This window comes from Streptomyces sp. NPDC044984 (assembly GCF_040646935.1).
Taxonomy (GTDB): Bacteria; Actinomycetota; Actinomycetes; order Streptomycetales; family Streptomycetaceae; genus Streptomyces.
In genome coordinates, this window is the sequence record NZ_JBEZBE010000018.1 from 94,585 (window position 1) to 119,822 (window position 25,238).

Sequence of the window (25,238 nt, forward strand, 5' to 3'; positions counted from 1 at the left end):
GTCCGGACCATTGTGGGGGCTGGGCGGCAGTGCTTCGTACAGGTGGACGGGCGTGGCCGACCTGGCTGAGCGTCTGCTTAGGATGAGGGTGCGCCGCTGTTCGATGTAGGCGGCACTCATCCCGTACGTCCCAGGAGTCCCGCCCGTGACCGCCGAAGCCCCGCCCGCCCCCGCCCTGTCGTACGGCCGGCTGATCCCCGTGACCGTCCACTTCGACGACCTCGACGCGCTGGGGCTGCTGCACAACGCCCGCTATCCGCTGCTCGTCGAGCGGGCGTGGACGGAGCTGTGGCAGGAGAAGGGCGTCCGTTTCGACGGCGACTGGGCGGCGGCCGGCGACGCCTGCAACGCGGTCCGGGAGCTGCGCATCGGCTACGAGGCCCCGGTGACCCGCGCCGGTGCGTACGCGGTCCACCTGTGGCTGGAGCGGCTCGGCACGACCGGACTCACGTACGGCTTCCGCTTCTGCTCGGCGGACGGGACGGTGACCTACGCGCGGGGCAGCCGGGTGCTGGTGCGGCTGGACGCCACGACCCTGCGCCCGGCGCCCTGGAGCGAGGCGTTCAGGGACGGGGCTCGGGAACTGCTGCTTCCGGACGCGTGACCTTCACACGGTCTCCCGCGCGCAGCACGCCCGCGAAGCCCGCGATGCCGCACGACAACACCGTCACCAGGACGAACGACACCATCAGGCTGGTCGCCTGGGCCAGCAGGCCGATCGCGCTCGGGGCGATCAGGCCCGAGGTGTAGGTGATGGTCGCGACGCCCGCGATGGCCAGGCTCGGGTTGGTGCCGCTGCGGCCGGCGGCGGCGAAGCACAGCGGCACGACCACCGCGATGCCGAGCCCCATCAGCGCGAACCCGGCCATCGCCGTCGCGGGGTGCCCGGCGAACACGATCAGCAGTCCGCCCAGCAGGGCGACGACCCCGCTCGCGCGGACCGTGCGCACGGCGCCGTAGCGGTCCACCACGTGGTCCCCGGCGATCCGGGCGATGGCCATGGTGAGCGTGAAACCGGTGGTGCAGGCGGCCGCGAGGCCGGCCGAGGTCTCCAGTTGGTCGCGCAGGTAGACCGCCGACCAGTCCAGGCTCGCGCCCTCCGCGAACACCGCGCAGAAGCCGATCGCGCCGATGAGCAGCGAGGAGCGGGGCGGCAGCGCGAACCGCGGCGGCGGTTCCTCGTCCGCGGCGGGCTGCAGGTCGAGCACCCAGGTGCAGGCGGCCACGCCCACCACCGTCAAGGCGGCGGCCGCGAGCGCGTGGTGCAGCCGGGCGTCCGTGCCCAGGTGGGCGGCGAGCGTGCCGGCCGCCGAGCCGACCAGGGCGCCGGCGCTCCACATGCCGTGCAGTCCCGACATGATCGACTTGTCGAGCCGGTTCTCCACCTCCACGCCCAGCGCGTTCATCGCCACGTCGGACATGCCGGCCGTGGCGCCGTAGACGAACAGGGCCAGACAGAGGGTCAGCAGGTTCGGGGCGGCCGACGGCAGGACCAGTGCGAGCGTCCACATCGCGATCAGACCGCGCAGCGCCGTGCGGGCGCCGAAGCGGTGGCTGATGCTTCCCGCGAGCGGCATCGCGACGGACGCCCCGAGCGCGGGGAAGGCGAGCGCGAGACCCAGCTGCCCGGCACTCACCCCGGCGTGGTCCTGGATCCAGGGAACGCGGGTGGCGAACGAGCCGGTGACGGCGCCGTGCACGGCGAACACGGCGGCCACGGCGTACCGCGCCCGCCTCACGTCGCGCTGTCGGTGGACCACTGCGCTCATCGTCCCGCCCCTCCCGGCCGTCGGTTCCCGTACGCGCCGCCGTAAACTATCAGGAACCCTGCCTGAAAGATATGGGGTATCCGGAGGCGGAGCAGACGCCGACCGGTCCCGCCGATCTGGAAGGATCCCGGCATGGCCGCATCCCCGAGCACCGCCAGAGCCATCAACGACCGGCTCGCCCTGCGCCTGCTCCAGCAGGAGGGCCCGCTGACCGCAGGGCAGTTGAAGCAGCTGACCGGGCTGTCCCGGCCGACCGTCGCCGACCTCGTCGAGCGGCTCACCGCCGCCGGACTCATCGCGGTGGCCGGCGAGGCGGGGGAGCAGCGGCGCGGACCCAACGCCAAGCTGTACGGCATCGTCGCGGACCGGGCGCACCTGGCCGCGCTGGACGTCCGCACCGAGGGCGTCACCGTGGTCGTGTCGGACCTCGTCGGCGGGGTCCTGGCCGAGGCCGCCCTGCCCATCACCGGGGACGCGGGCACCGGACCGGCGGTCGAACAGGCGGTCGCGCTGGTCGAGCGGACGGCGAAGGAGGCGGGCGCCGACCGGCTGCACACCGTCGGGATCGGGGCGCCCGGGCTGATCGACCCCGCGAGCGGCGAACTGCGCGACTCCACGGGGCTGCCCGAGTGGCACCGGCGCCTGGTCGCCGCGCTCCAGGAACGGCTTCCCGAGGCCCGGGTCAGCGTGGAGAACGAGACCAACCTCGCCGCGCTGGCCGAGCAGCGCGACGGAGCGGCCCGCGACCGGGACACCTTCGTCCTGCTGTGGCTGGGCCACGGCACCGGCGCCGCCGTGATCCTCGACGGCACCCTGCGCAGGGGCGCCTCCGGCGGCACGGGCGAGATCGGCTTCCTCCCGGTCCCGGGCACCCGCGGTCTGCCCTCGGCCACCGACTGCGGGGGCGGTTTCCACTCCCTGGTGGGGGCGGCGGCGGTCGCGGAGCTGGCGGAGGAGTACGGCGTCGTGGCGGAGCCGGGGACCGAGCCGCCGGCGGCGGGTGCGGTACGGACGGCCGTCGCGGCGGCCGGACCCGCCTCCCCCTCCGGACCCGCCTCCCCGCCTGGGCCCGCCTCCCCGGAGGCACGCTTCCTCGACGCCCTGGCCGACCGGATCGCGGTGGGCGTCGCCTCGGTGGTCGCGCTGCTCGACCCCGGCCACGTGGTCCTGGGCGGCGAGGTCGGCCAGGCCGGCGGCGAGGCACTCGCCGCGCGGGTGCGGGACCGCCTGGCCGCCCTCTCACCCCTGCCCGCCGACGTACGGCCCAGCACCCTGGGCGGCGGCGCGGTGCTCCGCGGAGCCCTCCTGACGGCCCGCGACCAGGCCCAGGACGAACTGTTCGGCGCGCCCGGGCACTAGAGCCTCCGCCACCGCCCGGCCGGGCCGGCGGCCCGCCCCGCCCGGCCGCGGCCGCACCGCTCACCGGTGCGGGACGTCGGCTCCGAACCGTTTCGTCAGGTACTCGTCGAACGTGCCCCTGCCGACCGCCCGCTCCGGGGCGAGGTGACCGCCCGCACGGAAGGCGTCGTAGGCCGCGCCGCGCAACGGGACCCCCACCACCGCGCGGCGGCGGCCCGTGGCCTTCAGATACGCGCGGGCCAGGGACTCGAACGTCCGGACTTCCGGACCACCCATGTCGTCGACGCGGCCCGCCGGCACGCCCCGGGCCAGCTCGGCCAGGCGGTCCGCGACCTCCGTGACGTCGACCGGCTGGTCCTTCACCCGGGCAGGCAGCAGCAGGACCGGCAGCCTGGCCATGCCCTGGAGAACCGTGCACACCAGGTCGTGGAACTGGGTGGCGCGCAGCACCGTCCAGCCCAGCCCCGACTCCTCGACCAGCCGCTCCACCGCCAGCTTCGACCGGTAGTAGCCGAACGGCACCCGGTCGACACCGACGATCGAGATGTACACGAGGTGTCCGACCCCGGCCCGCCGGGCCGCCGCGATCAGGTTCCGCGCGGCCTTCTCGTCGCCACCGCGCGGTGACGATGCGCAGTGCACGATCGTGTCCACGCCCGCGACGGCCCTGTCCAGCCCCTGTCCGCCTTCGCGCAGGTCGACGGCGTACGGCTGCGCGTGCCGGCTGAGCACCCGCACCTCGCGCCCGCCCGCCCGCAGCCGCTCGGCGACGTGCCGGCCCAGCGTTCCGGTACCGCCGGTCACCAGGATCGTGGTCATGCTGTTCCGTTCCTTCGGACACCCGGCGCTCCCCGGCGGAACGCCCCGTGCCAGATGGACGGACCGGCCACCGCCGGACGTGACATCGGTCCCGGGCGCCGTCCCGTACGGAGTCCAGCTTCTCCGGGTCCGGCACCGGGCGCATCCGCGCGTGGTGAGGCCCGGCGGCGGGCAAGGGCCGTCGTCACCGCCGCCGGGCCGGTCCTCCGGGGGTCAGCAGGCTCCCTGGTCCCGCCAGACCCCCCATTCGCCGGTGGTGCCGGGCTCCTCGCCCTGCGTCCACCACTGCGCCTTCCAGACGCGGCCCTCGTGGGAGACCACGCTGCCCCCGCCGTACGCGGCCGAGGCGTTCCACGCCGGGTCCGCGCAGTCGCCGGGCTCACCGGGCGGAGTCGTCGGCGGGTCCGTCGGCGTCGTGCCGCCGCCCGGCTCGACGACGGTCGTCCCGCGCGCCAGGTCCCCGGCGAGGGCGTACGCCTTGCCGCCGATCGTCACCGTCCAGTTCGACGGGGTCGACACCGGCAGGTAGTAGTTGAACGACAGGTCCACGGTCGCCCCCGGCGCCAGCGACTGCCACGCCGGCAGCTTCAGCGACACCCGGTGGAAGTCGCCCTTCAGACCGCCCACGTTGCCGCCCGTGTGGTCGCTGCTGATGACCTTGGTACCGAAGCCGGACTGGTCGGAGGCGTTCCCGGGGGCTGCGGTCGCGTAGTCGAACCGGAACTCCGTGCCGCCCGGCAGCGCGGTCTTCGTGTTGTTGGTGATCCGCAGCTTGGGGGTGATCGGGTAGTTGGAGTCGCCCAGCTTGAAGTCCGTGAACTCCACGCCCACGTTCACGGCCTCCGCCGGCAGGGCCGCGTTCGACTTCTTCGCGCCGTACGGCGCGGCCGACTTGAACTTCTCGTACATCAGCGAGGTGAGCGTGTCGCCCGTCTCGTACTGGCCCTTGGCGGCGTTCCAGGCGTAGTCGCCGGCCAGCTCCCAGACCATCGTGCCGCCGATGCCGCGGTCCGCGACGTAGTCGGCCTTGGCGGCGACCGACTGCTCGTCCTCGGTGGAGAGGAAGACCTTCTTCTCGGCGTTCCACAGCCAGGGGGCGACCAGCGTGGAGTCGTACTTGCGGGCGTACGTCCCGGTCAGCTTCGTGTCCGCCGGGAAGCCGTAGTCGGTGACGTAGTCGCCGACGATCCCCTTCTCGAGGTTCTTGGCGTGCCACATCGGGTTGGAACCCGCGGGGGACTCCTTGCCGTCGGTGTCGAGGTCGTGCCAGAGGTTGTCGATGCCGACGGCGCCGTCACCGCACTTGGTCAGGCCGGAGCCCGCCGGACAGGAGGACGCGGCTGCCTTCCCCCACAGGCCGTCGGTCCCGCCCTGCACGTTCTTGTGGCCGCGGGTGTAGTACGGCAGGCCGATGTTGATCCGGCCGGCCGGCATGGAGCCGCGGAAGTAGTGGTAGGCCCAGTCGGTGTTGAGGTAACCGATGCCGCCGTACTGGGCGCTGCCGTAGACGTTCGCGGCGGCCAGCTCGGCGTCCTTGCCGTCGTCGAACAGGGAGGCGTTCGGGCCGACGTACTCGTTCCAGGCGCCGTGCAGGTCGTACGACATGATGTTGACGTAGTCCAGGTACTTCTGGACCTGGAAGGTCTCCATGCCGCGCAGCAGATAGCCGGACGAGGGGGCGGCCACGGTGAGCATGTAGTGCTTGCCGTCGGCGGCTCCGGCCCGGTCCAGCTTCTCGCGCAGCGTCTTCATCAGCGCCGCGTAGCCCTTGACCAGACCGGCCCGGCGGGCGTTGGCGAAGGACCAGTCGAGCGGGTTGCCCGCGTCCTTCATCGTCGTCGGGTACTCGTAGTCGATGTCGACGCCGTTGAAGCCGTACTTCCGGATGAAGTCGACCGCGGAGTCGGCGAAGGTGTCGATGCCGACCTGGTTGACCGAGCCGTCGGCGTTGGTGGCCATCGAGTAGAAGCCGCCGGAGTCCACCCGGGTGCCGCTGTCGTCGAAGTAGCCGCCGGTCTCGGCCCAACCGCCCACCGAGATCAGCGTCTTGACGTCGGGGTGCTGCTTCTTGAACTTGTTGAGCAGGTTGAAGTGGCCCTTGTAGGGAAGCTGCGGGTCCATCTCCGCGCCGGCCGTCCCCGGCCATGTCATGCCCGTCGCCGGGTTGGTGGCGCCGTCCGAGCCGACGGAGAGCTTGTTGCCCTTGTCGACGTGCGCGAACGCGTAATTGATGTGGGTGATCTTGTCCCACGGGATGTCGGACGCCAGATAGGCGGGCCTCCCGTCCTTGCCGGTGCGCCAGCCGGTGAAGTAGCCGATCACCCGGCGCTGGTGGTCGGCGCCCATCTTCTCCCGGCCGGCCGAGTCGTAGACCGAGCAGTACGGGACGTCGACGCCCGGCGTCGAGTACAGCCCGTCGGGACGGCAGGACTCCTGGTCGGCGGCGTGCGAGACGGTGGCCGGGAGGGCGGCGAGCAGCAGGCCGGTGACGGCGGCGGCGGAGGCGAGCAGCGCGGGTCTCGCTCCGGGACGTGAGGGGGACGGCACAGTGGGTTCCTCTCCACGGAAGTTGGCTCGGACCTTAAGAGGACTAGACCAAAGCGTCAATAGGTATGGACCAATCCGGCGGACCGTCGGGGGCGCCGCGGCGGGGGGTCGCTCCTCGCGCGACCCTCGGCAGTCCCCGCGTCACTTCCTGTGAGGCACTCCACACCCCTCGCCCGCATGGACGGTGGTCGGCCGTGGCACACTGGCCCTGTACCAGTAGCAGCGCACTCCGGGGTCGGTGAAAGTCCGAACCGGCGGTTACAGTCCGCGACCCGGTCGCCTCCAGCGGCCGGTTGACCAGGTGAAATTCCTGGACCGACGGTTAAAGTCCGGATGGGAGGCAGTGCGCGGCGGGCGGGCATCCATGCGCGCCGCCGTACCGGTTCGCCGTCCGGGCGAGCCCTGTCCGGCGTCGCTCCCGGTGTCCTCGCCCGCGATGTCCGCCGTCGTCGGCAGCCCCGGAGTCCGTGCCCGAAGAGGCAGGAGGACCCGGGAAGTGTTCACCGGAATCGTCGAAGAGCTGGGCGAGATCACCGCCGTCGAAACCCTCGACGACGCCTGTCGCTTCCGGCTGCGCGGCCCCGTCGTCACCGAAGGCGCGAAGCACGGCGACTCCATCGCCGTCAACGGCGTCTGCCTCACGGTCGTCGAGCACGAGGGCGACGAGTTCACCGCCGACGTCATGGCGGAGACCCTGAAGCGCTCCAGCCTCGGCGTCCTCGCCGTCGGCTCCCGCGTCAACCTCGAACGCCCCACGGCCGTCGGCTCCCGCCTCGGCGGCCACATCGTCCAGGGGCACGTCGACGGCACCGGCGAGATCCTCGGGCGCGAGCCGTCGGAGAACTGGGAGATCGTGAAGATCTCCCTCCCCGCCGGCCTCTCCCGCTACGTCGTGGAGAAGGGCTCCATCACCGTCGACGGCATCAGCCTCACCGTCGTCGACGCCGGGCCCGACTTCTTCACCGTCAGCCTGATCCCCACCACCCTCGCCCTGACGACCCTGGGCCTCAAGCAGCCCGGCGACCCGGTCAACCTCGAGGTGGACGTCATCGCCAAGTACGTCGAGCGGATGCTCGGCGACCGCGCCACCGGCGAGGGGGCGGCCCGGTGAACTGGCTCAACTCCGAGGCCTTCACCCTCTTCGACCAGCACATCAAGTGGTCGGACATGATCGGCAACGTGGTCGGTCTGATCGCCCTCGCCCTCGGCTGGCGCCGCTCCCTGTGGACCTGGCCCGCCCAGTTCGTCTCCGGCCTGATCCTCTTCACGGCCTTCGCCACCGCCCACCTCTCGGGCAGCGCCGGCAAGCAGGTCGTCGTCATGCTGGTCGCCGCCTGGGGCTTCTGGCAGTGGAACCGCGGCCGGCGGCAGGCGCAGGACGGCTCCATCGCCGTACGGTTCGCGACCAACCTCGAACGAGTCCTCCTCGTGGGTGCCGCGGCCGTCGGCACCCTCGCCGTCGGCGGACTGTTCACCGCCTACCCGTCCCTGTCCTGGGACCCCTGGCCGGACGCCTACATCTTCGTCGGCACCATCGTCGCCATGTACGCGCAGGCCCGCGGCATGGTCGAGTTCTGGTTCGCCTGGCTGCTCGTCGACCTCGTCGGCGTCCCCCTGAACTTCGCCAACGGCTTCGCCTTCTCCGGCTTCGTCTACGTCATCTACGGCGCACTGGTCCTGTGGGGCCTGCGCGACTGGTGGCTGCGCTCCCGCGAGGACGCGCGGCCCGCCCTGAAGGGAGCGCCGGCATGAGCGCCCGCCCGTCACCCGCCACCACCCCGAACGAGACGCTTCGCGCCACTCCTCCGATCCCACCGATCCTGTACAGCACCGACGGCCTCGAGGACCTCACGCTCGACCCGGTCGAACAGGCGATCGCCGACATCGCGGCCGGCCGCCCGGTCGTGGTCGTCGACGACGAGGACCGCGAGAACGAGGGCGACCTCGTCATCGCCGCCGAGAAGGCCACCCCCGAGATCATCGCCTTCATGATGAGCGAGTGCCGCGGCCTGATCTGCGCCCCCATGGAGGGCGGCGAACTGGACCGGCTGCGCCTCCCGCAGATGGTCGACGACAACACCGAGTCGATGAAGACCGCGTTCACCGTCTCCGTCGACGCCTCGGCCGCCCACGGCGTGACCACCGGCATCTCCGCCGCCGACCGCGCCACCACGCTCCGGCTGCTGGCGAGCGGCACCGCGCAGGCCGACGACCTCGTCCGCCCCGGCCACATCTTCCCGCTGCGCGCCCGCGAGGGCGGCGTGCTCGTGCGCAACGGGCACACCGAGGCCGCCGTCGACCTCGCCCGCCTCGCCGGCCTGCGCCCGGCCGGCGCCATCGTGGAGATCGCCGGCGAGGACGGCCGGATGCTCCGGCTGCCCGAGCTGATCCCGTTCGCCCGCAAGCACGGCCTGACGATCATCTCCATCGAGGACCTGATCGCCTACCGCCGCTCCGCCGAACCCACCGTCCGCCGCGAGGCCGAGGTCCGTCTGCCCACCTCCCACGGCACCTTCACCGCGTACGGCTACCGCTCCACCGTCGACGGCGTCGAACACGTCGCCCTCGTCCACGGCGACATCGGCGACGGCGAGGACGTCCTCGTCCGCGTCCACTCCGAATGCCTCACCGGTGACGTCTTCGGCTCCCGGCGCTGCGACTGCGGCCCCCAGCTCGACGCCTCCCTGGAGCGCATCCAGGCCGAGGACCGGGGCGTGGTCGTCTACCTGCGCGGCCACGAGGGACGCGGCATCGGCCTGATGTCCAAGCTGCGCGCCTACGAACTCCAGGAGCGCGGCCGGGACACCCTCGACGCCAACCTCGAACTCGGCCTGCCCGCCGACGCCCGCGACTACGGCGCCGGCGCGCGGATCCTCGCCGACCTCGGCGTCCGCAGCGTCCGCCTGATGACCAACAACCCCGACAAGTCCGACGCGCTCGCCCGTCACGGCATCGAGGTCACCGCGCGCGAGCCGATGCCCGTCACCGCGGGCGAGCACAACCTCCGCTATCTGCGCACCAAGCGGGACCGGATGGGCCACGACCTGCCCTGGCTGGACACGCCGACCGTGCCCGCCTGCGGCAACCAGTAACGAGAACCACCGAGGAGAGACGTGAGCGGCAAGGGTGCACCGGAACTGTCCGTACGCGACGTGGGGGACCTGCGGGTCGCCGTCATCGCGGCGCAGTGGCACGAGAAGGTGATGGACGGACTGGTGGACGGCGCCCTGCGCGCCCTGCACGACCTCGGCATCGACGAGCCGACCCTGCTCCGGGTCCCCGGCAGCTGGGAACTGCCGGTCGTCGCCAAGGTCCTGGCCGGCCGCGGCTACGACGCGGTCGTCGCCCTCGGCGTCGTCATCCGGGGCGGCACGCCCCACTTCGACTACGTGTGCCAGGGCGTCACCCAGGGCCTCACCCAGGTCTCGGTCGACACCGGCGTCCCCGTCGGCTTCGGCCTGCTCACCTGTGACGACGAGGAGCAGGCCCTCGACCGCGCCGGACTGCCCGGCTCCAGCGAGGACAAGGGGCACGAGGCGGTCACCGCGGCGGTGGCCACCGCGGCCTGCCTGCGTTCGGTATCCGAACCCTGGCGGTGAGCAGCCCCCGTCACCGCGTAGGGTAAGGACCACCATGTCCAAGAAGACGTTCGAGGAGCTCTTCACCGAGCTCCAGCAGAAGGCCGCCCACGGCGACCCCGCCACCTCCCGCACCGCCGAGCTGGTGGACAAGGGGGTCCACGCCATCGGCAAGAAGGTCGTCGAAGAGGCCGCAGAGGTCTGGATGGCCGCCGAGTACGAGGGCAAGGAGGCGGCCGCCGAGGAGATCTCGCAGCTGCTCTACCACGTCCAGGTGATGATGGTCGCCCGCGGCATCTCCCTCGACGACGTCTACGCCCACCTGTAAGAACCGACGTTCGCGACCCACCCCTCCCACACGAAGGAAGCCGACCTCATGCTGCGCATCGCCGTCCCCAACAAGGGTTCACTGTCCGGCCCTGCGGCGGAGATGCTGCATGAGGCCGGCTACCAGCAGCGCCGCGAGTCGAAGGAGCTGCGGATCGTCGACCCGGGGAACGACGTCGAGTTCTTCTACCTCCGCCCCCGCGACATCGCCATCTACGTCGCCTCGGGGCAGCTCGACATCGGCATCACCGGCCGTGACCTGCTGATCGACTCCGGTGCCGACGCCGAGGAGATCCTGCCGCTGGGCTTCGCCCGCTCCACCTTCCGTTTCGCCACCAAGCCGGGCACCGTCGGCGACGACCTGGCGGACCTGAAGGGCAAGACGGTCGCCACCTCCTACGAGGGCATCGTCGCCAGGCACCTCGCCGACCACGGCATCGACGCCTCCGTCGTCCACCTCGACGGCGCCGTCGAGACCGCCATCCAGCTCGGTGTCGCCCAGGTCATCGCGGACGTCGTCGAGACGGGCACCTCGCTGCGCAACGCCGGCCTGGAGGTCGTCGGCGAGCCGATCATGCAGTCCGAGGCCGTCGTCATCCTCCCCCGGGCTCGAACACACTCGCCCGGGGGGACCCCCACCACCGGCGCGGACGGCGAGGAGCCCAAGGTGCGGCAGTTCCTGCGCCGCCTCCAGGGCGTCCTGGTCGCCCGGACGTACGTGATGATGGACTACGACTGCCGGGTCGAGCAGCTCGAGAAGGCCGTCGCCCTCACCCCCGGCCTGGAGTCCCCCACCGTCTCCCCGCTGCACAACGAGGGCTGGGTCGCCGTCCGCGCGATGGTCCCGTCCAAGGAGGCACAGCGGGTCATGGACGACCTGTACGACATCGGCGCCCGCGCCATCCTCACCACGGCCATCCACGCCTGCCGCCTCTGACCGGGTCCGGAGCACCACCATGTCCGAAGCGACCGCGGGCCGGCTGCCCGAACTGCCCGTCACCTTCCGCCCGGGCCGCACCCGCGCGGTGCTGCTCACGGCCGGCACCGCGCTCTTCGTGGTCATCACCCTGATCGCGCTGCTGCTGGACCAGCTCGGCCCGGGGGAGCGGCTCAGCTTCGTGTTCACCGCCGCGCTGCTGGCCGGCGTGCTGTTCCTGCTGGCCCGGCCGAAGGTCGACGCCGACGAGACGGGTGTCACCGTCGTCAACATCGTGAGCCGGCGCCACCTGGAATGGGCGGAGATCCTTCAGGTGAACCTCCGTCCCGGTGATCCCTGGGTCTTCCTCGACCTCAGCGACGGCACCAGCCTGCCCGCGCTCGGCATCCAGCCGGGCATCGCCAGACAGCGGGCCGTCACCGACGCGCGGGCCCTGCGGGCGCTCGTCGAGGCCCGTTCCACGGCCGGGCCCGAGGCACCCCGGAGCTGACTCGGGGCCACCCCCGGGACGGTTCGGGGCCGGGCTCCGGGAAGCACCGGGGACGTCCACCTGCCGCAGTCGCCCATGTCTTGATTAATCTGGTGGGCACAGGCGCGACGACCGCGCCTGTGCCCCTGCCGCCCCGCCCGGTGCACAGGGGCTCCAGCTACCCGAGGAGTGACCCTCTCCGGCGATGGACGGATCGTCCTGTAGTACCTGCGCCGCCCCCTGCCGACATAGCGCGGACCCGTTCCCCGAGGTCCGCGCGCATGTGGAGGCGGCGGCACCATGACCACCCCCCTGCTGCTCCTCGCAGCCGCTTTCCTGCTGATCCTGGCCAACGGATTCTTCGTGGCCGCCGAGTTCGGCCTGGTCACCGTCGAGCGACCGGACGCCGAACGGGCCGCCGCAGGCGGCGACCGGCGCGCCCGCCGGGTCGTCGAGTCGCTCAGGGAGCTCTCCTTCCAGCTCTCCGGCACCCAGCTCGGCATCACCATCACCTCCCTCGTCGTCGGCATGCTGGCCCAGCCGGCGCTCGCCGGACTGCTGCACGGCCCCTTCACCGGCATCGGCATCCCCGAGGGCGCGGCCCCCGGCGTCTCCGTCGTCGTCGGCATGCTGCTGGCCTCCGCGGTGCAGATGGTGATCGGCGAACTCGTGCCGAAGAACTGGGCGGTCTCCCGCCCCCTGCAGGTCGCACGCTTCGTGGCCGGCCCGCAGCACGCGTTCGCCCGGCTCTTCCGCCCGGTCATCGCCGGGCTGAACGCCGTGGCCAACCGCCTGGTGCGGGCCATGGGCCTCGAACCCGCCGAGGAACTGGCCTCCGCCCGCACCCCCGGCGAACTCGTCTCCCTGGCCCGGCACTCCGCCCGGGCCGGCGCCCTGGAACAGGACACGGCGGACCTCTTCGTCCGCACCCTGTCCCTCGGCGAACTGACCGCGCAGCACGTCATGACGCCACGCGTGAAGGTCAGCGCCCTGCAGGCATCGGCGACCGCCGAGGACGTGGTCAACCTGACCCGGGCCACCGGCCTGTCCCGCTTCCCCGTCTACCGGGAGCGCATCGACGAGATCGTCGGCATGGTGCACCTCAAGGACGCCCTCGCGGTGTCCGTGCACGACCGGCTGCGCACCCCCGTGGGCCGCATCGCCCGTCCGGCGCTGCTCGTCCCCGAGACTCTGCCCGTACGGCCGCTGCTCACGCGGTTGCGCAGCGAGCAGCCCATCGCGGTCGTCGTGGACGAGTACGGCGGCACGGCCGGCGTCGTCACGCTGGAGGACATCGTCGAGGAGATCGTCGGCGAGGTGCGCGACGAGCACGACGGACAGGACGTCCCCGAACTCGCCCCCGCCCCGCCCGAGGACGGCAACCCCGCCTGGGACGTCGACGGCGGCGTCCGGGTCGACATCCTGCGGCGCATAGGCCTGGAGGTGCCCGAAGGCCCCTACGAGACGGTGGCCGGCCTGGTCGCCGATCTGCTCGGCCGGATCCCGGCCGTCGGCGACCGCGCGGAACTGCCCGGCTGGCGGCTGTCGGTGCGCCGGGTCGGCCACTACCGCGCCGAACGCGTCCGCCTGGTCAGAACGGCCCCGCTGCCCCTGGTGGAGGTGGCCGGATGAGCGTGCTGCAACTCCTCTTCGCCGGGCTGCTCGTGCTGGGCAACGGGTTCTTCGTCGGCGCCGAGTTCGCGCTCGTGTCGGTCCGCCGCAGCCAGATCGAACCGCTCGGCACCGCCCGCGCCCGCCAGGTGCTGTACGGCCTGGAACACCTGCCGCAGATGATGGCGGCGGCCCAGTTCGGCATCACCGTCTGCTCGCTGACCCTGGGCGCCGTCGCCGAACCGACGGTCGCCCACCTGCTGGAGCCGGTCTTCGCGTGGATGCACCTGCCGCACGGCATGATCCACCCGCTCGGCTACGTCATCGCGCTCGCCGTGGTGGTCTTCTTCCACCTCGTCATCGGCGAGATGGTCCCGAAGAACCTGGCGATGGCGGCCCCCGAGAAGGCCGCCCTGTGGCTGAGCCCCGGCCTGGTCTGGTTCGCCCGTCTGTGCAAGCCGGTCACGATCGCGCTCGGCGCCTGTGCCCAGACCGTCCTGCGGCTGTTCCGCGTCGAGCCGAAGGACGAGGTCGAGGCCGTCTTCACAAGTGAGCAGCTCAACCGGCTGGTGGAGGACGCCGGCCAGGCCGGCCTCCTCGACCCCGAGGAGGCCGAGCGCCTGGAGGACGCGCTGGAGCTGGGCTCCCGCCCGGTGACGGACGTCCTGCTGGACCGCGAGTCGCTGGTGACGGTCACGCCCTCGGTCACCCCGGGGCAGATCGTGGAACTCACCGCCCGCACCGGGTACTCCCGGTTCCCGGTGGCCGCGGGCAACGGTGCCTTCATGGGCTACCTGCACGTCAAGGACGTCCTGGACCTGGAGGACTCCGACCGTGCCGTCCCGCAGCACCTGTGGCGCCCGATGACGACCCTCCGCCCCGAACTCCCCCTGGACGACGCCCTCACGGTGATGCGCCGTGCCGCGACCCACCTGGCCCAGGTCTCCGACGCCTCCGGCAAGGTCCTGGGCCTGGTCGCCCTGGAGGACGTCCTGGAACTCCTGGTGGGCGAGGTCCGTGACCCGGCCCACCGAGAAGTGACGGTCACCCCCCAGAGAGCGAGCGGAACCCCGGAGGAAGCCATGGCGACATAGCTCCCGTAGCTGCGGGCAGCCACGCCGCCGCCTCAGCTGCGGGCAGTCGTGCCGCCCCAGCTGTGGGCAGCCACGCCGTCCCAGCTGCGGGCAGTCGTGCCGCTGGGGCGGCACGGGTGGGCGCAGCGGCACCCCTCCAGCGGGGCGGAGCGGAAACCACCCACCGGGGCTTCACAGCCCCGGTGGGTCCGCCGGCCCCCGCCCGGACAAGACCTCGCCGTACGCCTGCATCAGATCCGGCAACCGCAACGTGGCCAGGTCGTCCCGGCTCAACGCCCCGGGATACACCGACAACCGCAGATCCCGGTACGCACAGCTCTTCTCGTACAGCGTCCGCAGAAACCGCCCGTTCCCCAGCTCGTCGATCCACCCCTGATCCACCACGTGCCCGGCGATCGACCGCAGCTCGTCCAACGCCTCCTCGTCCCACACGTCCCCGTTCTCCTCCGCCAGCACCTCACCGATCGAGGTCAGCTCCAGCGGCCGGTACGAGGGGAAGTCCACCCGTGTGGTGAACCGCGAGGACAGCCCGGGGTTCGCGGCCAGCAGCCGGTCCATGCCCTCCGGATACCCGGCGAGGATCACCACCAGATGGTCCCGGTTGTCCTCCGCCCGCTTCAACAGCACCTGAAGCGCCTCGTCCCCGTACGCGTCCCCCTTGCCGTACCCGGAGTTGGACAGGGAGTACGCCTCGTCCACGAACAGCACCCCGCCCAGCGCGGAGTCGATCAGCTCATTGGCCTTCACCGCGGTCTGCCCCAGGTACTCACCGACCAGATCCGCCCGCTGGGCCTCCACCAGATGGTCACCGCCGAGCAGCCCGAGGGCGTAGAACACCCGGCCGAGGATGCGGGCCACCGTGGTCTTGCCGGTCCCGGACGGTCCGGAGAAGACGAAGTGGCGTTTCGGCGGCTGCACCGGCAGCCCCTGCCCGGCGCGCAGCCGCGCCATGTTCAGCTGCGCCGACAACGCCTTGACCTGGCGCTTCACCGGCTCCAGGCCCACCATGCGCTCCAGCTCGGCGAGCGCCTCCTCCAGCAGCGCGGGGTCCGTGGGTCCGGTGGGCAGCGGTGACGTCCCGGTGCCCGCCCGCTCCCGCACGCCCGGAGCGGTGACCGGAGGCGGGGGGCCCGGCACGGGCTCGGGCTCGGGCAGCCGCAGGTCACGCCCCTCGGTGCCGAACAGGGGATCGAGCATGTCGGGGCCGTCCACGGCATCCTGCCCGGCCCCGGTGAGCGTGATCGCGGCGAGGTCCGCGGAGTCGTCGTACCCGTCGCCCTCGGCGATCGCGGCGAGCCGGGCGGAGGTGTCCATGAAGGCCGGATCGACCCGGTGCACGGCCCGGTACAGGGGAAGCGCGGCGGCGCTGCGTCCGGTGCCCTCGTGGGCGCGAGCCAGCCAGTAGCGCAGCTCCTTGCGCTGCGGCTGTTCGCTGCGGCACCGCATCAGCGCCGCCGACAGCAGCGGTTCGGCCTGTCCGTACATCTCCAGTCGCACCCGCGCCATGCCGCCGAACAGACCGGCCTCGATGCCCAGCATCGGGTCCTCGACGAGGGAGTCCGTGTACCGGACCAGCTGCTCCCAGTCCTTGACCAGGTAGGCGCGGCAGGCGTGCAGGAAGCGGACCTGCGGATCGGCGTCCACCGGGGGCAGTCCGGCGAGCGCCCGGTCCAGCTCGGGGACGTGGCGCCCGTCCAGCCAGTGGGAGGCGTGCGCCAGCAGCAGGTCGCGGGGGCTCTCCAGCACCGGCTGCACCCACCAGCCCAGCCAGTACCAGGAGTTGAGGGTGCGGCGGTGCCGGGTGCGCTGCTCGCCGAAGCGCTCCCGGTGCCGGAACATCCTGAGCAGCGCGGTCGTCGTGTCGACGCGCAGCGCGTGCAGCCCCAGCCAGCCGTCGGCCATCCCCGGGTCGATCCGCACCGCGGTCCGGAACTCCTCCTCCGCCTGCGGGTAGGCGCCCATCGTGTAGGCGTCCACGCCTCGCAGCCAGGCGAGATCGGCCGGGGCCTGCGGGTCCTGCGTGCCGAAGTCCATCACGTCCCCCACGAACCGTGCCCCCGTCGGTGTGCCGGCCGGCCCGCGTCCGTCGGCTCCCGTTGGTCGAACCGCTGTGCCGCGGACCGGAGTTGCAAGGTGCGCGAAGCAGCGTCCGTAGGTCGCACCGAGGGCATCGTACCTGCGGCGGCGTCACGTCCGTAGGGTGCCGTGCGCGCCGAAGGGCGAGGTGGGAGGGGGAGCACGAAGCACGCGTGGTGACCCAGGGTGATCGTCATATGCCACTGGGCGCCCGAAAAGCGTGAAGAGGGCAGAACGAAGCCCCCGATCACGGGGGAACAACCGGGGGCTTCGCGTCTGCCGGCGGCTCCGAAGGGCCGCACATTGAGAACGTAAGACCTGTACGCGCCCCCGGTCAAGCCGAGTTGGGGTACTTCGGCAACTTGTCCGGGACCGCTCTTCACGGGTTCACCACAACGCGGACGGGCCGTCACCGTGAGTGATCGGAGGGGGTGGCTCACCCGCCCCGGCAGGCCCGGGAAGCAGCTCGTATCCCTTCGGGCGCTGCCGTACCAGAAGACCGGCGAAGGGCCGCGAGGGATCGCCGGTGAAGTGCTCGCGCTCCGCGCGGACCCAGCCGTCCCAGAACCCCTGCTGCTCCGCTCCGTCGCGGGCCCGTCCCCGTGACCAGGACTCCTCCCGGGGGAGATCCATCCACAGCAGCAGCGCCAGATGGGGGCGCAGGGCCCGGCGTCCCGCGCCGACGCCCTCCACGACGATCACGGGGGCGGGCGGCAGCGGGCGGGGCGGTCCGAAACGGCGGGTCCGCCAGTCGTAGGGGGAGTAGTGCGCGGTCTCGCCGCGGCCGAGCGGCTCGATCACCTGGCTCAGCAGCCGTCCGGTCCAGTCGAACAGTTCGGTGTGGCTGGCGATGTCGTCGAGCCGCAGCACCGGAGCGCCGTCCAGGGCCCCGGCCAGCCGCACGGCGAACGTCGACTTCCCCGACCCGGCGTGTCCGTCGACACCGACGAGCCGGACCGGGCCGCAGGAGGGGGCGAGCCGGCGGATGCGGGAGGCGAGACCGTGCAGGGCCGGTCCCTGGGGCGGGGAAGGTGGAGGGCTCACCGGAGCACTCTAGGCCCCCGGACGGACGAGCCCGGATGCCCGGACGGAGAAGCCCTCGAGCCCTCGGCCGGACAGGCCCGCCGCGGGTCCCGCCATTGGTCGAGTCCCATGTCGGTGGGACTCGGTACGGCCGGGGTGCTGGCAGGATCCGCCCGGCTGCGTTCATAGTTGGCGCACACCCGCTCCATCCGGCGGACGTACGCCGTCCGGCCGACCGTGCTTTGGTCCTGTCCCGACTCCGACACCCGGGGGTCCTCCACCCATGAGCAGAGCCGAACTGCCCTCCCGCAGATCCCTCCTGGCCGCGGCGGTCGTCGCCGCCGTCGCCGGGAGCGCGGGCCCGGCGTCCGCCGGCATCCCGACGGCCGGCATCCCGGCCGGACGCGCCACCGACACCTCCGGCACCGGCCGGACCGCCGCCCGTCCCGTCGACAACCGGGCCTGGACCTCGTACGCCGACTGGCGCGGCGGCACCGCCGACGGGACCCGGGCCGTCGCCGGCGCCCGCCCCGGCCTCGTGATCGCGCGGCCCGCCGGCACCACGGACTACACCGACCCGCACACCGGCCGCACGGCCGCCTGGGAGTACGCGAGCTGGACCTCACCCGTGCACCGTCCCGGGGTTCCGGCGACGGAGGTCATCGCCTCCTGGAACGCGCACACCCCCGAGGGCACCTGGCTCCAGATCGAGCTGAAGGGCACGTACTCCGACGGCACGGACACCCCCTGGTACGTCATGGGCCGCTGGGCCGCCGGCGACCAGGACATCCGGCGCGCCTCGGTGGACGACCAGAGCGACGGGAAGAGCACCGTCTGGACGGACACGCTCTCCGTGGACGACACGGCCTCGGGCCCGCGCATCGTCTCCTACCGGCTGCGGCTGACCCTCCACCGCCGCCCCGGCACCCGGCTCACCCCGACGGTGTGGCGGCTCGGCGTCATGGGCTCCGACGTCCCCGACCGGTTCACCGTCCCCGCCTCGGAGCCCGGCCTCGCCGGGGAGCTGATCGTCCCGCGTTACTCGCAGGAGATCCACAAGGGCCAGTACCCGGAGTACGACAACGGCGGCGAGGCCTGGTGCAGCCCCACCTCCTCGCAGATGATCATCGAATACTGGGGAGGGCGGCTCACCGAGGAGCAGCTGTCCTGGGTCGATCCGTCCTACGCCGACCCGCAGATCTGCCACGCGGCCCGGTACACGTACGACTACCAGTACGCCGGCTGCGGCAACTGGCCGTTCAACGCCGCCTACGCGGCCACCTTCGACGGCCTCCAGGGCGTGGTCACCCGCCTCGGCTCCCTCACCGACCTGGAGACGCTGATCGCCGCGGGCATTCCGGCCATCACGTCGCAGTCGTTCCTCGCGGAGGAGCTGACCGGGGCGGGGTACGGCACCTCCGGGCATCTGATGACGGTGATCGGCTTCACCGCCGACGGCGACGTGATCGCCAACGACCCCGCCTCGGACGACAACGAGGCCGTGCGCCGTGTCTACGACCGGCGCGAGTGGGAGAACATCTGGCTGCGGACCAAGCGGTACAACGCCTCCGGGAAGGTCGTCTCCGGCACCGGGGGGATCTGCTACCTCTACTTCCCGGCCCGGCCGACCTCGCGGCAGCGCAAGGCGCTCGCGGCGGTGGGCGTGCGCTGAGCCGGTCCGTCTGACGGGCCCCGGCCGACCGGGGCCCGTCGGACGGCTGTGACCAACCTCTCGGCCACACAGGCCGCTCACGGTGGCAAGGTGGACGTCAGTCGCAGGGGGAGTCCACCGCACCACAGAGACCAGCGAGAAGCCATGACCGCGAACGCAGCCACCGTCACCCGCGCCCGCACCGGCGGCCCCCGGGAGGACGGCCCGAAGATCTTCGAACACGCCATGGGATGGACCCTCGTCGTGGTCCTCGCGATGTTCGTGACCCAACTGGGACTGCTGTAACCCGAGGTCGCGGGGATGCCGGCCCGGGCCCTTCGGACGACCTGACATACTGCGGCGGGATGTCCCACCGCCCGCAGGAAGACCTGGGTCGAAATTGAACATCAGCCGGCAGTCCGCCGTACGCCCCGCGGCGCGCGGTACCGAGCGTTCGTCCGCGCGCCGCGCCGAACTCATCGCCATCGGGCGGAGGTTGTTCGCGGACACGTCGTACGACGCGCTCTCGATGGACGACATCGCACGCCAGGCGCGGGTCGCCAAGGGGCTGATCTACTACTACTTCCACTCCAAGCGCGGCTACTACCTGGCGATCATCGAGGACTCGGTGGCCGGCCTGGTCTCCTTCGCCGCGGACGGGGCCGGACTGCCGCCCGTGGAGCGGGTGCACCGCACCGTCGACAGCTATCTGCGGTACGCCGAGCACAACCAGGCCGCCTACCGCGCGATCGTCAGCGGCGGCGTCGGCTTCGACACCGAGGTGCACGCGATCCGGGACGGGGTGCGCGAGGCCATCGTCGCGACCGTCGCCGAGGGTGCCTACGGCCGTACGGACATCGCGCCGGTGGCGCGGATGGGGCTGCTGGCCTGGGTGTGCAGCGTGGAGGGCGCCGCGCTCGAGTGGATCGACCGCGGTGAACTGTCCCGCGAGACCATGAGCGAGCTGCTGGTGAAGACGCTCGGCGGGGCCATGCGCGCCATCGAGGAGCTGGACCCCGCCCACCCGGCCCCGGCGCCCGCCCGCCGCGACGCCTGAGACGCATCCCGGCAGGAGCCGCCGACGGGCGAGCCGGACGCCGAACCGGACCACCGCGGCTCGGCCGGGACGGGGACGCCACGCGTCGCTTTCCGCCGGACGTCCCGTTCGGCGAGTGCGCGGAAACTTCTTGGAGTGAGCGGTCGTTAACTAGTGACTGGATGCCGCCGATCGGGCATACTCGCAGCGCACAGCCGCTGGTCAGCAGCTTCCGAGACCCGGGAGTGCGAGCATCGGCCAGGCACCGATACGACCCCGGCGGAGCCGCCCCCACCCAAGGCGCACGCCGATGTGCCCGAACAGGGAGGAGAGCGTCGCCATGCCCGACCGCGCCCCGCAGCCGGTGGACCGGCAACTGCCCACGGACGAGGCCCGGGACCTGATCTCGCTCGTCCGCGACATCGCGCAGCGCGAGGTCGCCCCGCGGGCGGCCGAGGAGGAGGACGCGGGACGCTTCCCCCGCGAGCTGTTCACCCTGCTCTCCGAGTCCGGCCTGCTCGGCCTGCCCTACGACGCCGAGTACGGCGGCGGTGACCAGCCGTACGAGGTCTACCTCCAGGTCCTCGAAGAGCTCGCCGCGGCCCGCCTCACCGTCGGCCTCGGCGTCAGCGTGCACACCCTGGCCTCCTACGCGCTCGCCGCCTACGGCGCCAAGGAGCAGCGGGCCGGGCATCTGCCCGCGATGCTCGGCGGCGGCCTGCTCGGCGCCTACTGCCTCTCCGAGCCCGCCTCGGGCTCCGACGCGGCCTCCCTGCGCACCAAGGCGGTGCGCGACGGGGACGACTGGGTGATCACCGGCACCAAGGCGTGGATCACCCACGGTGGCATCGCCGACTTCTACACCGTCATGGCCCGTACCGGCGAGGAGGGCCCGCGCGGCATCACCGCGTTCCTGGTGCCCGGTGACGCCGAGGGGCTGAGCGCCGCCGTGCCGGAGAAGAAGATGGGGATGAAGGGCTCGCCGACCGCCCAGGTCCATCTCGACGGCGTCCGGGTCCCCGACGCGCGGCGGGTCGGTGAGGAGGGGCAGGGCTTCGCGATCGCCCTGTCCGCGCTGGACGGCGGCCGGCTCGGCATCGCCGCCTGTGCGATCGGCCTGGCCCAGGCGGCGCTGGACGAGGCGCTCGGCTACGCGGCCGAGCGGCGGCAGTTCGGCAGGCCGATCGCCGACTTCCAGGGACTGCGCTTCATGCTCGCCGACATGGCCACGCAGATCGAGGCGGGGCGCGCGCTGTACCTGGCGGCGGCCCGGCTGCGCGACGCGGGGCGGCCGTTCGCCAAGCAGGCCGCCATGGCCAAGCTGCACTGCACCGACACGGCGATGCGGGTCACCACCGACGCCGTGCAGATCCTCGGCGGCTACGGCTACACCGCGGACTTCCCCGCCGAGCGCTACATGCGTGAGGCCAAGGTCCTGCAGATCGTCGAGGGCACCAACCAGATCCAGCGCATGGTCATCGCCCGCCATCTCGTGGGCCCGGAGACCCGCTGAGCCGGCCGGGCCCCCACCAGGGCGCGACGAGCCGGGTCCACTCCGGATCCTGCCGCCCGGGCACCGTGCGGCCCCGGTCGGCCCAGGTCCGCACGAGATCGCGGTAGATCGGCGGATCCGGGAGCCGGGGCGGCGCGGGCGCGACCGCCTCCGCGGGCGGCGGCACGAAGACACGGCGTTGACGCCCGGTCGTCGAGTACGTGGGGGTCGTCATACCCGGGCAACGTGGAAGCGGCCCGACGGGTCACCGGCCCCCGGAACAGGACGTGCGTTCGCGGCCGTCCGGCGTGGACGGGGGGCGGCGGACCGCGCCGCCCCCGCACCGGTGTGCGCTCAGGCGGCGTGCCGCCGCATCGCCGGGACCCGGATCGGACGCGAGCCCGGACCGCCGACGTGCGAGAAGGGCTGGGTGCGCCAGTCGAGTCCCTGAGGGAGCGTCAACAGCAGGGCGGTGTCCTGCTCCTGGGGAGTGACGGACTCGTCGGCCGGCCGTGCCTCGGCGGCCCGGCGGCCGGTGCCGGCGCAGACCGTGAGCCCGAACGGGTTCCACGGCGAGGCGCACAGCGCGTGCTCCGGCAGGACGTCCTCGTCCGCGAGCAGGGCGATGGGCTGCGCGCAGTCCGGGCAGACGACCCGGTACATCTCGAAGGTGTCGTAGGCGTCGAGTTCCTCGTCCGGGGCGTCGGGTTCGACGTACTCCGGATCGAGCTCGACGACCGGCTGCTGCCGCTTGGACGTGGTACGACCAAGGCGCTTAAGACTCTGCATTGGGTTCTCCCCCTCGGGCTGGGCCGTGAAGGCACTGCGGCCTCGACCACAGCAAGCACTTCCCGTCCCCCCTCCGGGGTAATCACGGGAACATCACGGAGACCGCTCGAAAGGTGTGGTGTTCGTCACACGCCATGTGCGGATGCCCCGTGCGGGGGCTTTGTCCCCCCGGATCGCGCGCGGCGGTCCCCGGCGCGTCACGAACCGGGCATGACCTGGGCGGCTCAGGTATCCGAGGAGATCAAGCGCACTGTAGGTTCTTGCGCCATGGAGGAGCTGGACCGACAGATCGTGCAGCTGCTCGTCAAGGACGGGCGGATGAGCTACACAGACCTGGGCAAGGCCACGGGCCTGTCCACGTCGGCCGTGCACCAGCGGGTGCGCCGGCTGGAACAGCGTGGCGTCATCCGCGGCTATGCCGCGGTCGTCGACCCGGAGGCCGTCGGCCTGCCCATGACCGCCTTCATCTCGGTCAAACCCTTCGACCCCAGCGCCCCCGACGACATCGCGGACCGCCTCGCCGGCGTCCCCGAGATCGAGGCCTGCCACAGCGTCGCGGGCGACGAGAACTACATCCTGAAGGTGCGCGTCTCCACACCGCACGAACTGGAGGAACTGCTCGCCCGCGTGCGCTCACTGGCGGGCGTCTCCACCCGTACGACGGTGGTCCTCTCCACACCGTACGAAGCCCGCCCGCCGCGCATCTGACTCACAGCCCCTCCGGCGTTCGAGGAGCGGGAGTCCGGGGGCGGAGCCTCAGGGGGCGATGGGGGCCCCGCTCGAGCGAAGCCTGGAGTGGGGGAGGGAAGGGGCGGCGGGGTGATCACAGCGGGGCGGTGGAACGCACTGGGCCAGTGGCCCCCACGGTCCGTCTCCGCCGCGGTGGGACGGCCCTGCGTGCGGAGCACCCCGCGCGACGCGCGAAACTGTGGGGCATGAGTGAACGCACCGTCCCGTCCCGCACCGTCCTGCTCCGCCGCGGGGAGGTCCACAGCCCCGCCGACCCCTTCGCGACCGCGATGGTCGTCGAGCGCGGTCAGGTCGCCTGGGTCGGCTCCGAGGGTGCCGCCGACGCCTTCGCGGACGGGGTCGACGAGGTGATCGACCTCGACGGTGCGCTGGTCACCCCCGCCTTCACCGACGCGCACGTCCACACCACGGCCACCGGCCTCGCCCTCACCGGCCTCGACCTGTCCACCGCCCCTTCCCTCGAGGCCGCGCTGGCCCGCGTACGGGAGTTCGCCGCCGCCCGCCCGGACGACCGGGTCCTCCTCGGCCACGGCTGGGACGCCGCCCGCTGGCCCGGCGGCCGGCCCCCGACCCGCGCGGAACTCGACGAGGCCACCGGCGGCCGCCCCCTCTACCTCAGCCGGATCGACGTCCACTCCGCGGTCGTCACCACCGCGCTGCTCGACCTCCTCCCGGGCGCCGTCACCCGTGAGGACCGCCCGCTCACCGGGGACGCCCATCACGCCGTCCGCGCCGCCGCCCTGGCCGCCGTCACACCGGCCCAGCGCACCGAGGCCCAGCGCGCCGCCCTCGGCCACGCCGCCTCCCTCGGCATCGGCACGGTCCACGAGTGCGGCGGACCGGAGATCTCCTCCGAGGACGACTTCACCGGACTGCTGCGGCTCGCCGCCGAGGAGGACGGCCCGCGCGTCGTCGGCTACTGGGCCGAACAGGACGTCGCCAAGGCCCGCGAACTGGGCGCGATCGGCGCCGCGGGCGACCTGTTCGCCGACGGCGCCCTCGGCTCGCACACCGCGTGCCTGCACGAGCCGTACGCCGACGCCGCCCACACCGGCACCGCCCACCTGGACGCCGCCGCCGTCGCGGCCCACGTCGTCGCCTGCACCGAGGCCGGTCTCCAGGCCGGCTTCCACGCCATCGGCGACGCCGCCGTGAGCACCGTCGTCGACGGCGTGCGGGCCGCCGCCGGCACGCTCGGCCTCGCCCGCGTCCGCGCCGCCCGGCACCGCGTCGAGCACGCCGAGATGCTCACCCCCGAGACCGTCGCCGCCTTCGCCGAACTGGGCCTGACCGCCTCCGTCCAGCCCGCCTTCGACGCCCTGTGGGGCGGCGCGGACGGCATGTACGCGCGGCGCCTGGGAGCGGAGCGGGCCCGCTCCCTGAACCCCTTCGCGGCGCTGCTGCGGGCCGGCGTCCCGCTCGCCTTCGGCTCCGACAGCCCGGTCACCCCCCTCGACCCCTGGGGCACGGTCCGGGCCGCCGCCTTCCACCACACACCGGAGCACCGCGTCTCCGTGCGCGCCGCGTTCACCGCGCACACGCGCGGCGGCTGGCGGGCGGTCGGACGCGACGACGCGGGCGTCCTGGTGCCCGGCGCCCCCGCCGACTACGCCCTCTGGCGCACCGGTGAACTCGTCGTCCAGGCCCCCGACGACCGGGTGGCGCGCTGGTCCACCGACCCGCGCTCCGGCACCCCCGGCCTGCCCGACCTCGCCCCCGGCCGTGACCTGCCGGTCTGCCTGCGGACCGTGGTCGGCGGGCGCACGGTGTTCGTACGGCCGGGCGAGTGATCTACGGGGGTGGCACGGTGGCGATCATGCGCCGCGCCCCCGTCTCACGACCTGCGCATCCTCGCCTCTGACCAGGCGTTTGAACCACATTACGCAGGTCAAACGACTGTTGACAGGCAGC

General features: G+C 72.7%; 23 protein-coding genes and 1 riboswitch. Of the genes, 17 read left to right on the plus strand and 6 right to left on the minus strand.

From position 1 onward, the window contains the following. Positions 1-145 precede the first annotated feature (145 nt). Positions 146-604, plus strand: coding sequence for a thioesterase family protein (locus AB0A94_RS20805; protein ID WP_361746279.1), 459 nt, complete (start codon positions 146-148; stop codon positions 602-604). On the opposite strand, the gene AB0A94_RS20810 is transcribed toward AB0A94_RS20805, so the two are convergent. Beyond that, positions 564-1,769, minus strand: coding sequence for an MFS transporter (locus AB0A94_RS20810; protein WP_361746281.1), 1,206 nt, complete (start codon positions 1,767-1,769; stop codon positions 564-566). The genes AB0A94_RS20805 and AB0A94_RS20810 overlap by 41 nt on opposite strands. 132 nt (positions 1,770-1,901) lie before the next feature. Here AB0A94_RS20810 and AB0A94_RS20815 point away from each other — a divergent pair, with 132 nt between their 5' ends. Continuing rightward, positions 1,902-3,128 (plus strand): ROK family transcriptional regulator, encoded by a 1,227-nt coding sequence (locus tag AB0A94_RS20815; protein ID WP_361746282.1) that lies wholly within the window; start codon positions 1,902-1,904, stop codon positions 3,126-3,128. Positions 3,129-3,188: 60 nt separating this feature from the next. On the opposite strand, the gene AB0A94_RS20820 is transcribed toward AB0A94_RS20815, so the two are convergent. Next, positions 3,189-3,947 carry an NAD(P)H-binding protein gene (locus AB0A94_RS20820; protein WP_361746284.1) on the minus strand — a complete coding sequence of 253 codons (759 nt, stop codon included), beginning with the start codon at positions 3,945-3,947 and terminating at the stop codon, positions 3,189-3,191. A 213-nt stretch (positions 3,948-4,160) separates the two neighbouring features. Next, positions 4,161-6,494 (minus strand): chitinase C-terminal domain-containing protein, encoded by a 2,334-nt coding sequence (locus AB0A94_RS20825; RefSeq protein ID WP_361746286.1) that lies wholly within the window; start codon positions 6,492-6,494, stop codon positions 4,161-4,163. A 220-nt stretch (positions 6,495-6,714) separates the two neighbouring features. Beyond that, a riboswitch (FMN riboswitch) is annotated at positions 6,715-6,845 on the plus strand. Between the two features lie 145 nt (positions 6,846-6,990). Between AB0A94_RS20825 and AB0A94_RS20830 the strand changes: the two genes are divergently transcribed. From AB0A94_RS20830 to AB0A94_RS20870, 9 genes are all read left to right on the plus strand, one after another. After that, complete coding sequence (locus AB0A94_RS20830) at positions 6,991-7,605, plus strand: riboflavin synthase (protein ID WP_361746288.1); 615 nt, start codon at positions 6,991-6,993, stop codon at positions 7,603-7,605. Beyond that, entirely contained in the window at positions 7,602-8,246 is a 645-nt protein-coding gene (locus AB0A94_RS20835; RefSeq protein ID WP_361746290.1) for a nicotinamide mononucleotide transporter family protein, read from the plus strand. Before AB0A94_RS20830 ends, AB0A94_RS20835 begins: the two co-directional genes overlap by 4 nt. Then, positions 8,243-9,586, plus strand: coding sequence for a bifunctional 3,4-dihydroxy-2-butanone-4-phosphate synthase/GTP cyclohydrolase II (locus tag AB0A94_RS20840; protein WP_361746291.1), 1,344 nt, complete (start codon positions 8,243-8,245; stop codon positions 9,584-9,586). The genes AB0A94_RS20835 and AB0A94_RS20840 overlap by 4 nt, the downstream gene beginning before the upstream one ends. A 21-nt stretch (positions 9,587-9,607) precedes the next feature. After that, the gene (gene ribH, locus AB0A94_RS20845; RefSeq protein WP_030867847.1) at positions 9,608-10,093 is read left to right on the plus strand and encodes a 6,7-dimethyl-8-ribityllumazine synthase; all 486 of its coding nucleotides are present in this window, start codon (positions 9,608-9,610) and stop codon (positions 10,091-10,093) included. 34 nt (positions 10,094-10,127) lie between these two features. Beyond that, positions 10,128-10,400 (plus strand): phosphoribosyl-ATP diphosphatase, encoded by a 273-nt coding sequence (locus AB0A94_RS20850; RefSeq protein ID WP_029383007.1) that lies wholly within the window; start codon positions 10,128-10,130, stop codon positions 10,398-10,400. A 48-nt stretch (positions 10,401-10,448) separates the two neighbouring features. Further along, positions 10,449-11,336, plus strand: coding sequence for an ATP phosphoribosyltransferase (gene hisG / locus AB0A94_RS20855; protein ID WP_361746294.1), 888 nt, complete (start codon positions 10,449-10,451; stop codon positions 11,334-11,336). Between the two features lie 19 nt (positions 11,337-11,355). Then, on the plus strand, positions 11,356-11,826 hold the full coding sequence (locus AB0A94_RS20860) for a PH domain-containing protein (protein WP_361746296.1): 471 nt from the start codon (positions 11,356-11,358) through the stop codon (positions 11,824-11,826). 279 nt (positions 11,827-12,105) lie between these two features. After that, complete coding sequence (locus AB0A94_RS20865; protein WP_361746298.1) at positions 12,106-13,437, plus strand: hemolysin family protein; 1,332 nt, start codon at positions 12,106-12,108, stop codon at positions 13,435-13,437. Then, entirely contained in the window at positions 13,434-14,510 is a 1,077-nt protein-coding gene (locus AB0A94_RS20870; RefSeq protein WP_361746300.1) for a hemolysin family protein, read from the plus strand. Before AB0A94_RS20865 ends, AB0A94_RS20870 begins: the two co-directional genes overlap by 4 nt. Positions 14,511-14,681: 171 nt before the next feature. On the opposite strand, the gene AB0A94_RS20875 is transcribed toward AB0A94_RS20870, so the two are convergent. Together AB0A94_RS20875 and AB0A94_RS20880 are read right to left on the minus strand one after the other, a co-directional pair. Beyond that, positions 14,682-16,544 (minus strand): AAA family ATPase, encoded by a 1,863-nt coding sequence (locus tag AB0A94_RS20875; RefSeq protein ID WP_361746302.1) that lies wholly within the window; start codon positions 16,542-16,544, stop codon positions 14,682-14,684. A 429-nt stretch (positions 16,545-16,973) separates the two neighbouring features. Further along, the gene (locus tag AB0A94_RS20880) at positions 16,974-17,630 is read right to left on the minus strand and encodes a hypothetical protein (protein WP_361746304.1); all 657 of its coding nucleotides are present in this window, start codon (positions 17,628-17,630) and stop codon (positions 16,974-16,976) included. A gap of 262 nt (positions 17,631-17,892) precedes the next feature. Here AB0A94_RS20880 and AB0A94_RS20885 point away from each other — a divergent pair, with 262 nt between their 5' ends. The 4 genes from AB0A94_RS20885 (at position 17,893) to AB0A94_RS20900 (ending at position 21,809) form a co-directional block, all read left to right on the plus strand. After that, positions 17,893-19,281, plus strand: a complete 1,389-nt coding sequence (locus AB0A94_RS20885; RefSeq protein WP_361746306.1) for a peptidase C39 family protein — start codon at positions 17,893-17,895, stop codon at positions 19,279-19,281. 144 nt (positions 19,282-19,425) lie between these two features. Further along, positions 19,426-19,566: an SCO1431 family membrane protein gene (locus AB0A94_RS20890; protein ID WP_106979546.1), complete on the plus strand. Its 141-nt coding sequence runs from the start codon at positions 19,426-19,428 to the stop codon at positions 19,564-19,566. A 94-nt stretch (positions 19,567-19,660) separates the two neighbouring features. After that, positions 19,661-20,317 (plus strand): TetR/AcrR family transcriptional regulator, encoded by a 657-nt coding sequence (locus tag AB0A94_RS20895; RefSeq protein WP_361746308.1) that lies wholly within the window; start codon positions 19,661-19,663, stop codon positions 20,315-20,317. A 319-nt stretch (positions 20,318-20,636) separates the two neighbouring features. Then, positions 20,637-21,809: an acyl-CoA dehydrogenase family protein gene (locus AB0A94_RS20900; RefSeq protein WP_361746310.1), complete on the plus strand. Its 1,173-nt coding sequence runs from the start codon at positions 20,637-20,639 to the stop codon at positions 21,807-21,809. A gap of 333 nt (positions 21,810-22,142) precedes the next feature. On the opposite strand, the gene AB0A94_RS20905 is transcribed toward AB0A94_RS20900, so the two are convergent. Beyond that, positions 22,143-22,577, minus strand: coding sequence for a hypothetical protein (locus tag AB0A94_RS20905; protein WP_217129943.1), 435 nt, complete (start codon positions 22,575-22,577; stop codon positions 22,143-22,145). 267 nt (positions 22,578-22,844) lie between these two features. Between AB0A94_RS20905 and AB0A94_RS20910 the strand changes: the two genes are divergently transcribed. Both AB0A94_RS20910 and AB0A94_RS20915 read left to right on the plus strand, forming a co-directional pair. After that, a complete protein-coding gene (locus AB0A94_RS20910) occupies positions 22,845-23,285 on the plus strand; it encodes an Lrp/AsnC family transcriptional regulator (protein ID WP_030867874.1) in 441 nt (146 codons plus the stop codon). Between the two features lie 227 nt (positions 23,286-23,512). Beyond that, a complete protein-coding gene (locus tag AB0A94_RS20915) occupies positions 23,513-25,117 on the plus strand; it encodes an amidohydrolase (RefSeq protein ID WP_361746313.1) in 1,605 nt (534 codons plus the stop codon). The last annotated feature ends 121 nt before the right edge of the window (positions 25,118-25,238 follow it).

Coding starts and splice junctions, on each gene's coding strand:
- AB0A94_RS20905 (WP_217129943.1), bottom strand. CDS start 22,577: ATGCAGAGTCTTAAGCGCCTTGGTCGTACCACGTCCAAGCGGCAGCAG.
- AB0A94_RS20820 (WP_361746284.1), bottom strand. CDS start 3,947: ATGACCACGATCCTGGTGACCGGCGGTACCGGAACGCTGGGCCGGCAC.
- AB0A94_RS20810 (WP_361746281.1), bottom strand. CDS start 1,769: ATGAGCGCAGTGGTCCACCGACAGCGCGACGTGAGGCGGGCGCGGTAC.
- AB0A94_RS20915 (WP_361746313.1), top strand. CDS start 23,513: ATGAGTGAACGCACCGTCCCGTCCCGCACCGTCCTGCTCCGCCGCGGG.
- AB0A94_RS20870 (WP_361746300.1), top strand. CDS start 13,434: ATGAGCGTGCTGCAACTCCTCTTCGCCGGGCTGCTCGTGCTGGGCAAC.
- AB0A94_RS20910 (WP_030867874.1), top strand. CDS start 22,845: ATGGAGGAGCTGGACCGACAGATCGTGCAGCTGCTCGTCAAGGACGGG.
- AB0A94_RS20850 (WP_029383007.1), top strand. CDS start 10,128: ATGTCCAAGAAGACGTTCGAGGAGCTCTTCACCGAGCTCCAGCAGAAG.
- AB0A94_RS20860 (WP_361746296.1), top strand. CDS start 11,356: ATGTCCGAAGCGACCGCGGGCCGGCTGCCCGAACTGCCCGTCACCTTC.
- AB0A94_RS20875 (WP_361746302.1), bottom strand. CDS start 16,544: ATGGACTTCGGCACGCAGGACCCGCAGGCCCCGGCCGATCTCGCCTGG.
- AB0A94_RS20890 (WP_106979546.1), top strand. CDS start 19,426: ATGACCGCGAACGCAGCCACCGTCACCCGCGCCCGCACCGGCGGCCCC.
- AB0A94_RS20885 (WP_361746306.1), top strand. CDS start 17,893: ATGAGCAGAGCCGAACTGCCCTCCCGCAGATCCCTCCTGGCCGCGGCG.
- AB0A94_RS20900 (WP_361746310.1), top strand. CDS start 20,637: ATGCCCGACCGCGCCCCGCAGCCGGTGGACCGGCAACTGCCCACGGAC.
- AB0A94_RS20840 (WP_361746291.1), top strand. CDS start 8,243: ATGAGCGCCCGCCCGTCACCCGCCACCACCCCGAACGAGACGCTTCGC.
- AB0A94_RS20815 (WP_361746282.1), top strand. CDS start 1,902: ATGGCCGCATCCCCGAGCACCGCCAGAGCCATCAACGACCGGCTCGCC.
- AB0A94_RS20865 (WP_361746298.1), top strand. CDS start 12,106: ATGACCACCCCCCTGCTGCTCCTCGCAGCCGCTTTCCTGCTGATCCTG.
- hisG (WP_361746294.1), top strand. CDS start 10,449: ATGCTGCGCATCGCCGTCCCCAACAAGGGTTCACTGTCCGGCCCTGCG.